General features: G+C 64.2%; 12 protein-coding genes and 1 tRNA gene. All 13 read left to right on the top strand.

From position 1 onward, the window contains the following. Nucleotides 1-54 precede the first annotated feature (54 nt). The 13 genes from ACLL97_RS09750 (at nucleotide 55) to ACLL97_RS09690 (ending at nucleotide 14,696) form a co-directional block, all read left to right on the top strand. Nucleotides 55-963: a DUF58 domain-containing protein gene (locus ACLL97_RS09750; protein WP_411280275.1), complete on the top strand. Its 909-nt coding sequence runs from the start codon at nucleotides 55-57 to the stop codon at nucleotides 961-963. 56 nt (nucleotides 964-1,019) lie between these two features. Next, a complete protein-coding gene (locus ACLL97_RS09745) occupies nucleotides 1,020-2,942 on the top strand; it encodes a BatA domain-containing protein (RefSeq protein WP_411280274.1) in 1,923 nt (640 codons plus the stop codon). Continuing rightward, on the top strand, nucleotides 2,942-6,253 hold the full coding sequence (mfd, locus tag ACLL97_RS09740; RefSeq protein WP_411280273.1) for a transcription-repair coupling factor: 3,312 nt from the start codon (nucleotides 2,942-2,944) through the stop codon (nucleotides 6,251-6,253). The genes ACLL97_RS09745 and mfd overlap by 1 nt, the downstream gene beginning before the upstream one ends. A 70-nt stretch (nucleotides 6,254-6,323) precedes the next feature. After that, nucleotides 6,324-7,763: a peptidylprolyl isomerase gene (locus tag ACLL97_RS09735; RefSeq protein WP_411280272.1), complete on the top strand. Its 1,440-nt coding sequence runs from the start codon at nucleotides 6,324-6,326 to the stop codon at nucleotides 7,761-7,763. 51 nt (nucleotides 7,764-7,814) lie between these two features. Next, on the top strand, nucleotides 7,815-9,218 hold the full coding sequence (locus ACLL97_RS09730) for a peptidylprolyl isomerase (protein WP_411280271.1): 1,404 nt from the start codon (nucleotides 7,815-7,817) through the stop codon (nucleotides 9,216-9,218). A gap of 10 nt (nucleotides 9,219-9,228) precedes the next feature. Further along, the gene (gene pdxA, locus ACLL97_RS09725; protein WP_411280270.1) at nucleotides 9,229-10,128 is read left to right on the top strand and encodes a 4-hydroxythreonine-4-phosphate dehydrogenase PdxA; all 900 of its coding nucleotides are present in this window, start codon (nucleotides 9,229-9,231) and stop codon (nucleotides 10,126-10,128) included. 69 nt (nucleotides 10,129-10,197) lie between these two features. Beyond that, on the top strand, nucleotides 10,198-12,033 hold the full coding sequence (gene typA, locus ACLL97_RS09720) for a translational GTPase TypA (RefSeq protein WP_411280269.1): 1,836 nt from the start codon (nucleotides 10,198-10,200) through the stop codon (nucleotides 12,031-12,033). Nucleotides 12,034-12,199: 166 nt separating this feature from the next. Continuing rightward, the gene (locus ACLL97_RS09715; RefSeq protein WP_411280268.1) at nucleotides 12,200-12,520 is read left to right on the top strand and encodes a hypothetical protein; all 321 of its coding nucleotides are present in this window, start codon (nucleotides 12,200-12,202) and stop codon (nucleotides 12,518-12,520) included. 144 nt (nucleotides 12,521-12,664) lie between these two features. Then, nucleotides 12,665-12,738: transfer RNA gene (locus tag ACLL97_RS09710), tRNA-Ile, on the top strand. 61 nt (nucleotides 12,739-12,799) lie between these two features. Beyond that, the gene (locus ACLL97_RS09705) at nucleotides 12,800-12,973 is read left to right on the top strand and encodes a hypothetical protein (protein ID WP_411280267.1); all 174 of its coding nucleotides are present in this window, start codon (nucleotides 12,800-12,802) and stop codon (nucleotides 12,971-12,973) included. Nucleotides 12,974-13,468: 495 nt separating this feature from the next. Further along, the gene (locus tag ACLL97_RS09700) at nucleotides 13,469-13,681 is read left to right on the top strand and encodes a hypothetical protein (RefSeq protein WP_411280266.1); all 213 of its coding nucleotides are present in this window, start codon (nucleotides 13,469-13,471) and stop codon (nucleotides 13,679-13,681) included. A gap of 266 nt (nucleotides 13,682-13,947) precedes the next feature. Then, nucleotides 13,948-14,193 (top strand): hypothetical protein, encoded by a 246-nt coding sequence (locus ACLL97_RS09695; protein WP_411280265.1) that lies wholly within the window; start codon nucleotides 13,948-13,950, stop codon nucleotides 14,191-14,193. Nucleotides 14,194-14,294: 101 nt separating this feature from the next. Next, nucleotides 14,295-14,696: an ArsR/SmtB family transcription factor gene (locus tag ACLL97_RS09690; protein WP_411280264.1), complete on the top strand. Its 402-nt coding sequence runs from the start codon at nucleotides 14,295-14,297 to the stop codon at nucleotides 14,694-14,696. Nucleotides 14,697-14,700 lie beyond the last annotated feature (4 nt).

Below are 14,700 nucleotides of genomic sequence, written 5' to 3'. Positions count from 1 at the left end.
CGATCGCCGGGGGGGGCAGCCCAGATCACGGTCATCGCACTATCCTTCTCGCACATGTCCCAGCCACGCGCCGATCAACTCGATCCCACCGTCCTAGCGGCCCTAGGCCACTTGGAACTCGTCGCCCGTTGGGTCGTCGACGGGTTCGTCACGGGCATGCACCGGTCGCCGCGAAAGGGGTTCAGTGTCGAGTTCGCCGAGCATCGGCCATATATGCCGGGCGACGACCTGCGTTATCTCGATTGGCGGATCGCGGGTCGCGCCGATCGCTGGGTGGTCAAGCAATTCGAGGAAGAGACGAACGCCCGGGCGATGCTGGTACTCGACGTGAGCGCCTCCATGCAGTGGACCAGCGATCCGGCTCGACTCACCAAGTTGGCGTACGCCGAGCGCCTGGCCGCAGCGGTAGCGCTGTTGCTGCTACGCCAGCGTGATGCCGTGGGGCTCGTACGCTTCGATGCCACGCTTCGCAACGTGGTGCCGCCCCGGTCGCAGCGCACGCAGTGGCGTCGGCTCATGGCCGCCTTCTCCGAGCCCGGCGGTGGCACCAGCTCCGACGTGGCCGGCGCGCTGCTGCAGGCCGGCCAGCTCGTGCGTCGCCCAGGGTTCGTGGTGCTGCTGTCCGATCTGCTCACCGACCCCGAACCGGTGGCCGATGCCGCGCGCACGCTACGGGCACGCGGACACGAAGTGCTGGTTCTGCAGGTGATGGACCCGGCCGAACGCGACTTCCCCGATTCCGGCGAGGCGCGCTATCGCGATCCCGAATCGAAGATTGAAGTGCCAGCCTCGCCGGCCGACGTGCGCACCACGTATCAGGCCACAGTGCAGGAGGCGCTCGCCGAATGGCGTGCCGCACTCGGTCGGGCCGGCGCGCGGTATGCCGTGGCCATGACCGATGAACCGTTCGGCCGACCGTTGCGCCATCTGGTGGGCGTGAACGGTCGCGGCGCCATGATCTGATCCATCTGCCACTCTCGAAGTTTTCGACTTTGTCGTAGTCCTCTCGCAGCCTCTCGATGGCGTTTCTCGCTCCGCTGTTTCTGACGCTGGCCACTCTGGTTGGCGTGCCGTTGCTGGTGCATCTGTTGCGTCGAAAGGTCGGCCGTACGGTGGATTTCCCCGCCGTGCGCTACCTCACGCGCATGGAACAGGAACACAGCCGCGATCTCAAGCTCCGTCACCGCCTCCTGCTGCTGCTGCGCATCCTCGCCGTGCTGGCGCTGGCGCTGGCGGCCGCGCGTCCGATCGCCAAGCTCGCTGGCCTCGGGCACGCGCCGGTCGCGCTGGCGATCGTGCTCGACAATTCCATGAGCACCGGGATCATCGGCCATGAGCGCTCGGTGTTCGACAGCTTGCGGGCGGATGTGCGCGCATTGCTGTCGGACCTCTCGAACGACGATCGGGCCTGGATCGTGACCGCCGATTCACGCGTGATCGGAGGCAGTGCGAAGTCGTTGCGGGAGGCGTTGAACGGTCTCGCGCCGTTGGGTGGGCGTGGCGACCTCGCGGCCGCGACGCGCCGTGCGGTGGGGCTCGCGCGCAGCGGGACTCCACGCGCCCCGGTGGTTGCGATCGTAAGTGATGGACAGCGCAATGCGTTCGCCACCGACAGCGTCGTGAATGCGGGCGCGGTACCCGTGGTGATACTGGCGCATGGCGCCACGGCTGTTCGAAATCGCGCGGTGTTGGCGGCGCGAGCCGAGCCCGCGCGCTGGACCCCGTCGGGCACCGTGCACTTCGCGATCAGTGCGCCCGATTCGGCCGATTGGCGCCTGCTGTTGGATGGCCGCACGGTGGCGCGCGGAGCGGTGGCGAGTGCGCCGGTTGGCGCGCCGGTGCGGCTCACGCAGCGGCTGGCCAGCAACAGCAGCGGTTGGGTTCGTGGCAGGGTGGAAGTCGATGCCGACGCCCTGCGCGCTGACGACACGCGTTGGTTCGCCGTGCGCGTAGCACCACCGCCAACGGTGGCCGTACGCGGTGAGGGCGGCCCATTCCTGACGGCCGCGCTCTCCACCCTGGTGGAAGAGAAGCGACTCGAGCGCGGTGCTGAAAGCGCAGCGCGCAGCGTGACCGTATCCGGAGCCGATGCGGCTGGCCTTCGACTGCCGGTGCTGCTCACCGCGCCGCTCGATCCCGTGCGGATCGGTGAAGCGAATCGCACTCTCACGCGGCTGGGCATCCCGTGGCGTTTCGGGGCGATTGCCCGCAACCTCGTGCTGGCCCGCGCCGCCAGCAGCGACGGCGCGCCGCTCGATACCAACGCGGCGGCAGTTCGCGTATTCGAAGGAACGCCCGTGCGCCTGCGCTATCCGCTGGTGTATTCACCGGGAAGCAACCAAGCGGCGAACGGCGCCAGCGCGCTCGCCATGCCCGACACCTTGGCCACCGCCGGAGGATCAGCCTGGGCGGTGGCGGGCGATGGCTTCGTGCTGATCGGTTCACCGCTCGAGCCCGAGGCCACGGAGTTGCCGCTGCGCGCGGCCTTTGTGCCATGGTTGTTGGAGGCGCTGTCGCGCCGGTTGGGCGAAGACGGTCGGATCATCGACGCGGTGCCCGGTCAACACATTGCCGGACTGCGTGGCGTGACAGGCCTTGAAGGTCCCGATGGCAAAGTGGTGGGCACGAATAGCGACCGTCTCACCGTTCCCAATGAGGCGGGGGTGTACTACCTCCGCCGGCACGCCGCACGCATCGGTGCGCTGGTGGTGAATCCGGAGCCAGAGGAGTCGGACGTGGTGGGCATGGGGAAGGGAGTAGCCGATAGCGCGGTGGCCATGATGCGCACCCACATTTCCGGGCGCGATGTGTCCCCGGCCGCCAGTGCAAGCGCATGGCGACAGTTGGTGTTCGAGCGCGCCGCCGGTCACGGATTGTTACTGCCGCTGGTCGCGCTGGCACTGGCTGCCCTGTTGGCCGAAGCCTGGGTGGCGAGACACTAATGGGACTTCCTCGACTTCTCGATGCGATCGAGAAACTGCCGGCGTTCGCACGAGTTCACAAAGCGATTCCCGGTCCGGGTCAGAGCCTCCGCGTCGGCGGACTCGCTGGGTCGGCCGACGCGGTGTTTGTGGCGGCACTCGCCCGGGCACTGCCGCAACGACTGGTGGTGGTCATCACCGACCAAGTGGGTGATGCCGAACGCTGGCTGGCTGACCTGCAGTCGCTGGTGGACGACATCCCCGTGGCGTTGTATCCGCCCCGCGAGGGCTTTGGCGAAGTCGAACCGCATGCGGAAGTAGCCGGTGAACGCGTCGAAACGCTCGAGAAGCTTGGCCGCAGCGGTGTGCGACTGTTGCTCACGACGGCGCGCGCGGTGCTCGAACAGACCGCGTTGCCCCGGGCGCTGGCCGGGGCGCGACTTGAACTGCGCAAGGGCGATGTGCGTCGCCTGGAAGATCTCACGGCGCATCTCGATTCGATCGGCTTCGAGCGCGTGCCGATGGTGGAGGACGTCGCGCAGTTCTCGGTGCGCGGCGGCATTATCGACATCTACTCGTTCGGTATGGCCGAGCCGGTACGCCTCGAGTTCTGGGGTGACGACATCGTCGAGCTGCGTCACTTTGATCTCAACACGCAGCGCAGTACGCGCGACGCCGAGCTGGCACTGATTCTTCCGGTCGATGGTCGCGTGCGCGACGACGACGGGGAAGCCGAGCGCGTGTCGTTGCCGTCGTTGTGGCCGCCCGATGCCATCGTCGTGATGCCGGCGGGGACGTCGGTGCTGCCGGAGTTGGTGCGCACGTGGGACGAAGCGGCGCACCATCTCGAGTTGGCGCGTCGTCGAGGGGAAGAGTGGGTGCGTCGCGAACAGCTGTTCGTGCCGCCGCCCGAGATGGCCTCCACGTTGGCGCGCTTTGGCACCATTCGCATTGCCCCACCGCCGCAGCGCGCCGTCAGTGCCTCGTTGGCGGACCTCCAGCCGCAGGGCCCTGAGCCCGATATCGCGTTCGCCACGCGTCCGCCGGAACCGATCTCGCGTGATCTGCGTGTGCTGCGCAAGCTGCAGCGCGATGGATTACACACGCTCATTCTGTGCGACAACGCCGGACAGGTGGAACGTCTCGACGAACTGCTCGGCGAAGATGGACCGTTGTCCGCGTCGCTCGCCATCGGCGTGCTCGGCGGCGGCTTCATCATTCCGAACGTCGTGCGCGTACTCACCGATCACGAGATTTTCCGACGTGATCGCCGGTTGCGCCGCACGCGCAAATACAGCACCGGGGCGCCCCTCGATACCATCGGGGCGCTCAAGCCGGGTGATTACGTCGTGCATCTGGAGCACGGCATCGGCATCTATCGCGGCATCGAGAAAATCTTCGTGCGCGAGAGCACGATCGAAGCCGCCGTCATTGAGTACGAAGGCGGCGATCGCCTGAATGTGCCGCTGTATCGCATCGATCAGATCGAGCGGTACCGCAGCGCCAGCGATGTGTCCGATGACGCACCGGCACCGCGGTTGCACAAACTGGGCGGCAATCGGTGGAAGCAGCAGCGCGAGAAAACGCGCATGGCGATTCTCGAGATGACGCAGGAACTGCTCGATCTCTACGCCCGACGCAAAGTGGCCACGCGTCCCACGCATGGCGTGGATACGGCGTGGCAGCGACAGCTCGAGAGCTCGTTCTTGTTCGAAGACACGCCTGACCAGCGCAAAGCCACCGAAGACGTGAAGCGCGACCTCGAGAGTGACCGCCCCATGGATCGCCTGCTGGTGGGCGACGTAGGGTACGGTAAAACCGAGATTGCCATTCGCGCGGCATTCAAAGCCGTGCAGGGCGGTCGTCAGGTGGCGGTGTTGGTGCCGACTACCATTCTGGCCGAACAGCATGCGCGTAGCTTCGGCGATCGGTTGGCCGACTTCCCCGTCACCGTGGAAGTGATGAGCCGATTCCAGACCGCCAAGGAACAGGCCGTCGTGGTGGAGAAGCTCAAGAAGAAACAGATCGACATTGTGATCGGGACGCATCGCCTGCTCAGCCCTGATGTCGAGTTCGCTGATCTCGGTCTCATCGTAGTCGATGAAGAGCACCGCTTCGGCGTGAAGCACAAGGAACGGCTCAAGCAGCTCAAGCTGCAAACCGACGTGCTCACGCTGACCGCGACGCCGATTCCGCGCACGTTGCATCAGTCGCTGGCGGGACTGCGCGATCTGACACTCATGCAGACACCGCCGCGCGATCGCTCGCCGGTGCTCACCTTTGTCGAGCCGTTCGACGACGCGTTGATCGAGGAAGCGGTGTCGCGCGAGCTCGACCGCGGCGGTCAGGTGTTCTTCGTGCACAATCGCATCGAGACCATCGAAGCGATCGCGGATCATCTGCGACGCATCGTGCCCCGCGCCAAGGTGGCAGTGGGACATGGCCAGATGAAGGAGCGCGCGCTCGAGGCCGTCATGCGCCAGTTTGTCGATCACGAGGTGGACATTCTGGTGTCCACCCTGATCGTGGAGAGCGGGCTCGACGTGCCGAACGCCAACACCATGTTCGTGAACCGGGCCGACCATCTGGGGCTGGCTCAGCTCTACCAGCTCCGCGGTCGCGTGGGGCGCTCGCACCGCCGGGCCTACTGCTATCTGCTGGTGCCCGATCGGGTGGATGAAGACGCCGAGCGCCGGTTGGCCGTGCTGGAGCACCATACCGAGCTCGGCGCCGGGTACCGTATCGCCCTCAAGGACCTTGAGCTGCGCGGCGCGGGTAATCTGTTGGGATCGGAGCAATCCGGTTTCGTGCATTCCGTGGGATTCGATCTGTACCTGCGGTTGCTCGATGAAACCGTGCGGCAGCTGTCGGACGCCGGTGGCCAGAAATCCTGGATCCCAGCCGACGTGTCGCTCGATTTCCCGTCATTCCTGCCCGACGACTACATCACCTCCCAGGAAGCCAAACTGGACGTGTACCGCCGACTCACGGCGTTGCGCGAGCCGAAGGACATCGAGGCGCTCCAGCTGGAGGTGCGCGATCGGTTCGGACCCATGCCGTCGGCGGCGCACGCCCTCTTCGCCAGTGCCATGCTTCGGGTCCTCGGTGCGGCCCTCGGTGTGGAGGGGGTGCTTGTGCGGGCCTCTGAAGCCCGTGTTAGTTTCAGGGCTGATGCAGTTCCTCGCCTGAAGGGTCTGTCCGCGGCGTTCCACGGGGTCCAGTTCCAGGTGGACGTCCGTCGGACACAGCCGTTGGCACTCAAGCTGACTCGATTGGGCGGGGCGGAAATGCTCGAGGGCTTGGTGCGCGCGCTGCGTGCCCTCGCTCCCTGATGGCAGCCGCCTGGTTGCCGTTAGGGTCTCACCAACACTTCTCTTCACTCCGGTGCCGGAGTTCGACCTGATGAAATCGTATCGTTTGTCCGTGCTCGCTGCCGTCGCGTTCGCCGTCGCCTGTGGTGCCTCGTCCAATCCGGACGTCGCCGCCTCGGCCGGTGACCAGCAGCTCTCCGTGACGCGCCTGGCGGACATCCTGGGCACTTCGCAGGCCCCGCTCGAGAAAGACGTCGCCCGTTCCATTGCCGAGCTCTGGGTGAATTACCAGCTCGTCGGTATCTCGGCCGCCAAGGGCGATTCGCTCGCCGTCAAGAAAACGATGGACGAGGCCCTGTGGTCGAACATCGACAACATCCGCGTCAAGAAGTTCTACGACAACGTGTCGAAGGGCTGGGCTGATCAGACTCCCGGACCGGATGAGCAGCGCTACATGAATGGCGAGGCGATGGCCGCCCGTCACATCCTGGTGAAGGTCGACGCCAACGCAACGCCCGAGCAGAAAGCCGCCGCGCAGAAGAAGGCCGAAGGCATTCGTGCCGAGGCCACGCCGGCCAATTTCGCCAAGCTGGCCGCCAAGAGCGACGAGCCGGGCGCGGGCGAGCGTGGCGGTGACCTGGGCCTGTTCGGCAAGGGCATGATGGTGCCCGAGTTCGAGAAGTGCGTGATGGCCATCAAGCCGGGCGAGATCTCGCCCGTGTGCGCCACCTCGTTCGGTTTCCACGTGATCTACCGCTCCCCGTATGCCGATGTCGCCGCGAAATTTGCGCCGATGGCCAAGCAGCGGAACGTGCAGATCGCCGAGAGCACCTATCTCGCGAAGGTCGAGTCGTCGAACGGTGTTGAGCTCACCTCCGGCGTGGCGGTGAAGGCCAAGGCCATTGCGCGGAACCCGCTCGGGTATGCCAAGGACAACGGCAAGCTCGCCTCATACAAGAGCGGAGAGCTCACGGCGTCGGAATTCGCCGATTGGGTCGCGGCCTACCCGCCGAACTCGCAGATCCGTCCGCAGCTGTTGAACGCGCCGGATTCGCTGGTCGAGAAGTTCGTCCGTCAGATCGTGCGCAACGAGCTTGTGCTCCATCAGGCCGACAGTGCCAAGTCGGTGCTCGACACCGCGGAGCTGTCGAACCTGTATCTGAACTTCAAGCAGGCCGTGACGCAGACGTGGAGCTCGCTCAACGTCGAGCCGTCGAAGCTGGCCGACAGCGCGAAGGCCGGTGGCGACAAAGCGAAGATCGCGGCCGCCCGGATCGAAACGTTCTTCAACAAGCTGATCAAGAATGAAGTGCCGTTCGTGGACGTGCCGTACCCGGTCGCCCGCGCGCTGCAGAAAAAGTACGAGTTCTCGATCAACGACGCGGGTCTCGACAAGGTCGTCGAGAAGGCGAAGACGGTCCGCGCGACGTCCGACTCGCTGAAGGCTGGCAAGGGCGCGCCTGGCGTTCCCGCCCCGGGCGGTGCTCCGATGCCGATGCCGATGCCGATGCCTGACACGACCAAGAAGTAGGCCCGTCGTTTTTAAACGAACCCCTGGTCACCCGACCGGGTACTATACGGAATGATGCCCAGACTGCTTTTTCTGCTGACCGGCGCCGCGATCATCGCGGCGCCGTTGTCGGTTACGCTGGCGCAGGATGCGCCCAAAGCCGCCCCGAAATCGGCCGCCAACGCGGCTGCCGACACTGTTCCGCCCAAGGGTCTGCCGGTGGACGGTATCGCCGCCGTGGTGGGTGATCAGGTGGTGCTGGTGTCCGAAGTGCTGGCCGCGGTCAACTCGGCTCGCTCGGCGGGGGCGAAGATCGCCTCACCGCAGGATCTCGTGAAGCTCGAGCAGGAAATTTTGCAGCAGCTGGTTGAGGCGGAACTACTCGTGCAGAAGGCCAAGGAGCTCAAGGTCGAGCCTAATGAGGCCGAATTGCAGCGCTCCGTTGATGACAACGAGAAGCAGATCCGCTCGCAGTTCAAGACCGAACCTGAGTTCAAAGCCGCACTCAAGGAAGCGGGGTTCGGGACGGTCGACGAGTGGCGCAAACTGCAGAACGATCAGCTCAAGCGTCGCAACCTGCAGCAGGAGGTCGTGAGCAAGCTGAAGCGCGACGGTAAGATGACCGCAATCAACGTCACGGAAGCCGAGATCAGCGAGGCGTTCGAGTCGAACCGCGCCAAGCTGCCGCGCAAGGAGGCACGCGTGGGCTTGCGGCAGGTGGTCGTTGCTACGAAGCCGTCGGAAGAATCGAAGAAGAAAGCCCGCACCAAGATCGATTCGTTGCGTGCGGAGCTCGACAAGCACCCAGAAGACTTCGAAAACATCGCCAAGAAGGAGTCGATGGACGGCACGAAGGAGCTCGGTGGTGACCTCGGCTGGAATCGTCGTGGTCGTATGGTGCCGGAGTTCGATCGCATGATGTTCGCCCTCAATCCTGGCATCATCAGTCCGGTCATCGAGACGGCGTTCGGCTATCACATCATTCGCGTAGATCGCGTGCAGCCGGCGGAAGTGAAGGCGCGACACATCCTTATTCGGCCGTCGCTCGACACCGCTGATGAGCGCCGCGCGAAGGCATTGGCGGACAGCATCGCGACCGCGTGGCGTGCCGGCGGCAGCTTTGATTCGCTCAGCGTGAAATATCACGACGCCGCCGGAGGCGAGGACAAGGCGATCCCCGAGTATCCGCGCAGCGAGCTGCCCGAGCCGTACCGCAACGCTCTTGAAGGAAAGAAGCTGGGCGATATCATCGATCCGTTCCCGATGCCCGATCCGTCGGCCGGCGTGAACAAATTCATCGTCGCTCAGGTCACCTTTCTCGACGAGGCCGGCGAGTTTACGCTCAAGGAAGTGCGGGAGCGTCTGCGTTCGCAGCTGTCCGAAGAGCGCAGCATGCGTCGCCTCATCGACGCCCTCAAGAAGCAGACGTACGTGTCGGTGCGCTACGATCCCACCAAACAAACGGTGACGCCGTAAGGCGACGAGCATGATGCGCCTCGCGCTCACCCTCGGCGATCCCCGTGGCATCGGCCCGGAGATCGTGGCCAAGGCGCTCAGTGACCCGCGGATCGCGGTGCTGGGCGCTTCGTGGCATCTGATCGGTCCGACCGGTACCGAGGTGCCGGTTCACGAGCCGATTGGCGTGTGGGCGCCTATTGGTCAACGTGACGTGGACATCGCCCAGGCCGGGCAACTGGCTGGCCTGGCGGTGGACCGGGCGGCCAGAATGGCCCTGGCCGGTGAGGTAGACGGCATCGTGACTGCCCCGCTCGACAAGGCTGCGCTGCAGGCCGGCGGCTTCGATTTCCCGGGGCACACCGAAATGCTGGCCGACATCGCGGGCGTGCCAGCCACCATGATGCTGGCCTCCGACCGGCTGCGGGTGGTGCTGGCCACCACCCACCTCGCGCTCCGTGACGTACCGGCCGCGGTGACCCGTGAGGCGCTGTTGCAGGCGATACATGCCACCCGGGAGGGGCTGCGTGCAGACTTCGGCATCGCGGAGCCCAGATTGGCACTCTGTGCCCTTAATCCACACGCCGGCGACAGCGGGCGGTTCGGGTGTGAAGACGACGAACTGCTGGCTCCCGTGGCCCGGGAGGTGGGCATCGCGGGGCCGTTCCCGGCGGACACGGTGTTCGTGCGGGCCATGCGCGGCGAGTTCGACGCGGTGATCGCGCCGTATCACGATGTCGGCATGACGGCCATCAAAGTGGCGAGCTTCGGCAGCGCCGTGAATGTCACGCTCGGGCTGCCGTTTGTGCGCACGAGTCCGGACCACGGGACGGCGCTCGATATCGCGGGGCAGGGGATCGCCAGCGCTGAGAGTCTGGTGGCGGCCATGCGGTTGGCGGTGGAACTGGTGGGGCGACGGCGCGCGGGCTGAGCTTCGTCACGGTTCCGTGACGGAGCCCCCATTGTCTCGCACTGCATGGGCCCACTAACTTTTAAGGCTATGCAGATTCGTAACATCGCCATCATCGCGCACGTCGACCACGGGAAGACCACCCTCGTCGACAAGATGCTCCGCCAAGCGGGAGCCTTCCGCGAAAATCAGGTCGTAGAAGAACGCGTGATGGATTCCAACCCGCTTGAAAAAGAGCGCGGAATCACCATTCTCGCCAAGAATACGTCGATCCGCTGGAACGACACGAAGATCAACATCGTCGACACGCCCGGCCACGCCGATTTCGGTGGCGAAGTGGAGCGCATTCTGCGCATGGTCGAAGGCGTACTGCTCGTCGTGGACGCATTCGACGGCCCGATGCCGCAGACGCGCTTCGTGCTCCGTAAGGCGCTCGAACTCGGATGCACCCCGATTATTGTGATCAACAAGATCGACCGCCCCGGCGCCGATCCGATGCGCGTCCATGACGAAGTGCTGTCGCTGTTCATCGCGCTCGAAGCCACGGAAGAGCAGCTCAATGCGCCGGTGGTATATGCCAGCGCCAAGCTGGGGCTCGCCACGATGGACATGGATGTCACGCCAGTCGATCTGACGCCGTTGTATCAGACGATCGTCGACACCGTGCCGCCGCCGCCGTCGGATGCCGACGGGACGTTCCAGATGCTCGTGTCCACCATCGAGTATTCGGCCTACCTCGGTCGTATGGCGATCGGCCGCGTGGAGCGTGGCATTATCCACCTCGGCGACTCGGTCACGCTGTTACCGTTCGAGAGCAACAAGCCGATTCAGCGCGGTCGCGTGTCCAAGCTGTACGGATACGAAGGCCTCGAGCGCGTGGAGATCCAGGAAGCGTCGGCGGGCGAGATCGTGTTGCTGGCCGGCTTCGCAGACGTCGATATCGGCAGCACGCTCACCGATCCCGATCACCAGGAGCCGCTCCCCGGCATCAGCGTAGAGTCGCCCACGATCAGCGTCGACTTCGTGGTGAACAATTCACCGTTCGCCGGGAAGGAGGGCAAGTTCGTGACGTCGCGTCAGTTGCGCGAGCGCCTGTACAAGGAGCTCGAGCGCAACGTGGCGCTCAAGGTCGAAGACAGTGAGTCCACCGATGCCTGGACCGTATCGGGACGTGGTGAATTGCACCTTTCCATTCTCATGGAGACGATGCGCCGCGAAGGCTTCGAGTTTCAGGTGTCGCGTCCGCGCGTGATTCTGCGCACCGGTGAGAACGGCGAGAAGCTCGAGCCGTTCGAAGAGCTCGCGATCGACGTCCCCGAGGCATACTTGGGCACCGTGATCGAGAAGCTTGGACCCCGTAAGGCCGAAATGATCGAGATGAAGAACCCGGGTCAGGGGTTGGTGCGTTTGCTGTATCGCGTGCCGGCGCGTGGTCTATTCGGGTTCCGCAGCGAATTCCTCACGGACACGCGCGGCACCGGCATCATGCACCACCGGTTCCTCGAGTACGGGCCGTGGGCAGGTTACCTGTCGGGTCGCTCGCGCGGTGTGCTCGTGTCGATGGAAAACGGGACGATCATCGCCTTCGCGTTGTTCAGCTTGCAGGAGCGCTCCACGCTGTTCGTGCAGCCTGGCGCTGGGGTGTACGAGGGCATGCTGATCGGCGAGAACTCGCGTCCGGGCGACATGGACGTGAACCCGACGAAGGAAAAGAAGCTCTCGAACATCCGCACCAAGTCGACCGACGAAAACATCACGCTCGAGCCGCCCCGGGAGATCACCCTCGAAGGCGCACTCGAGTACATCGAAGACGACGAGCTCATCGAGATCACCCCGCTCAGCATCCGGCTTCGCAAGCGCCTACTCTCCACCAGCGACCGCAAGCGCACGAGCCGCGAATCGAAGCGGGAACGGACGTCGGTCTAAGCGACTGGCGTGGCGTGAACGGTTCGCTATCGGACCGTTCCGCTCGAGTTCGTACAATTTCTTGAAAGGGCGCGCACACTTTCGGGTTGCGCTCCGGCGAGCGTCTGCCGATACTCCCGTTCAAGCCGTCTCCAAGACCTCGTTGCCGTTCGGCCATCCGCAGAACATGCGCGCGGAATACCATCACCACTCGCAGGAGAATCGTCCCATGTTGGAGCAGTTCGGGGCGTCGTCGCTGGACGCGCTCGAGGAGAAGTTTCCGTCTTCGGTTTTTACGCTGGCCGCCGACGACGAGGATTTCGACGACGAAAGTCTCGACGACGATCTCGACGAGGACGACGATGAAGATGATGACGTCGACTTCGATGACGACGACGACGACGACGATGATGACGATGACGATGATGAAGACGATGATGACGACGATGACGACGATGATCTGGATGACGACGTCGATGGCCTCGATGAGGATGATCCCGACGCGTGAGTAAGACAAACGAGCGACACGTGGTTGGTGTCGCTCGTTTGCCTTCGGGTCGCCCTTGCCTCGAGTGCCACCTCGGGATACATTATGCGGCTCTGGCGGAGGTGACGGTCTCTCGTGTAGTTCGAGGTCGTCGAGTCCTCTTTCGGGCCTTTAGCTCAGGTGGTTAGAGCGCACGCCTGATAAGCGTGAGGTCGTAGGTTCAACTCCTACAAGGCCCACTGAATAGCGGCGACCGTGTCGAACTCTCGATACGGTCGCCGCTTTGTTGTGTCGTCTGGCATGATCACTTGCTCTGGGTTCTTCGTGACAATGGCAGTGGTGGCGCTCTCCGCCGTCCTGCTCGCCTTCGGACGCACGTATCTACTCCCGATATCCCGCGGCACGTTCTCGGCACTCTGGGTGGTCCATCTCCACGGCGCGTTCGCGCTGACGTGGATGTTGCTGTTCTTGTAGGCTGTCTCTATTCACGAGGTTCGGGCCGGCCGCTCCGCATATCGATCAGACGCTGACGTTCACCAAAGGGTTGAACGGCGCAATGGACGTCCGAGGCGTTGGCGACGGCTTCCCCTCGATGTACATCGTTCGAGGCAACGGTAACGGCGGTTGGGAGAACAGCGGCATCTTTCTTAAAGAGGGCAAGTCGTGGTATCTGTTTGCTGCAGCACCTAATCGCGCATTCTGCATGACGCTTCCGGGGTGAGCATGACACGAATAGGTGGTTGGGTATACAGGTGTCTCATCGTGGCCTTCGTGCTCCTCCCAGTCGAGCTTTGGCTGTTGGACACCGTGCGTCACGATCCCACCAGAAACTTTGCGCCGATCAGCTTCGCGGCGTTCCTGTGGCCGGCTCAGTTGGGTGCGTATCTGATCTCCTCACTCATCGTGCGCATCGGCGCTCGAGTCGCTTGCGGTTGGACTTGGCACTTATCGCGAGGCATTCCCAGATATGTGGCCAGCATTGTTTTGGTGTTTCTCACGGGAGTGCTTTTCTCGATTGGGCTCGCCGGCTCGAGGGCGCTGGAGCTGATCACGGCGGCTCAGTATCTGGTTCATTTGAGCTTTAGCGTCGTGGCCGGTGGTCTCCTCGCCTTCGCAACCGCATTGCTCTCGAACCACTCGGAACGAGACAAGCAACACGCGCAGACCAAACGGGACGAGTAGCAGAGTCTTTTCATCGCGCGCGAGGTGCGGGAACGCTGCTTCGCAACGGGGGTCGATTGCCATCTCATGGGAATCGACCCCTGCGCAGCGGGTCTCGGACAGAGGATGGCTCCCACTCCAGCAACGGAGGTTACCGCGTTGGATCGAAACAGGTGATCGACATCGCCGAGATACGCCATGCTCCTCGCCGGTATCGCCGCGCGCCGTGATCGCGAGGCGCCTCCGCGCTGGCTGTTGCTGGCCACCCTGGTGGTGATCTGGCCGGCATGGTTTCGCTTCCGGCATCACTTCCCGCAGGTGCCGCGCCCCGCATCGGGTTCGGGGTGGTGCTGTCGTTCGGTTGGGTGCTGGTCGCCATGCTTCGCGACCAACGGTCGCGCGGCGCCGTGCATCCAGTGCTCCTCTACGGAGGCGCCGCCGTGATCGCCGAGCAGACGTTGGAGCTGCTGGCGTTCGACGCGCCGTGGTGGCGCGCCGCAGCACAGCTGTTGTACGGCTGGCTGCACGGCTGATCACCAACCCGGCGTCGGACGTTTGTCCGCTTGACAGCTCATATTCGGACAAGCATGTTTCATATGCTTATCCGAATATGAGCTTCTCGAACCCGCGCTGAATGACCGCCTGCACCGTCCCGCACACCGACAGCTCGCTCAACGCGTCGTTGGTCGATCTCGATGACCTTGACGCCCTGTTCAAGGGGTTCGCGGATCCCACGCGGCTGCGCGTGATGAATGCGCTAGCTGCCGGGGAGCTGTGCGTGTGCGACTTGGTTGATCTCTTGGAACTGCCGCAGCCGGCGGTCTCTCGGCATCTCGCGTATCTCCGGCGCATGGGGCTGGTTGAGGCCACGCGTGAGTGGAAATTCGCCCATTATCGGCTGGCCGAGCCGTCGAACGCGGTGCATCGCAACCTGATCGCTTGCGTGCGTGGCTGTTTCACTGGTGTTCCGTCGCTCGATGCCGAACGCGCCGCTGCCGCAGTGCGCGTGCGTGAACGTGCACAGGCGCCCTGTTAGTGCC

The sequence above is a fragment of the Gemmatimonas sp. genome (genome assembly GCF_046594945.1).
Taxonomy (GTDB): Bacteria; Gemmatimonadota; Gemmatimonadetes; order Gemmatimonadales; family Gemmatimonadaceae; genus Gemmatimonas.
The sequence above is the reverse complement of the archived record's forward strand: the minus strand, read 5'-3'. Positions and strand labels throughout refer to the sequence as shown.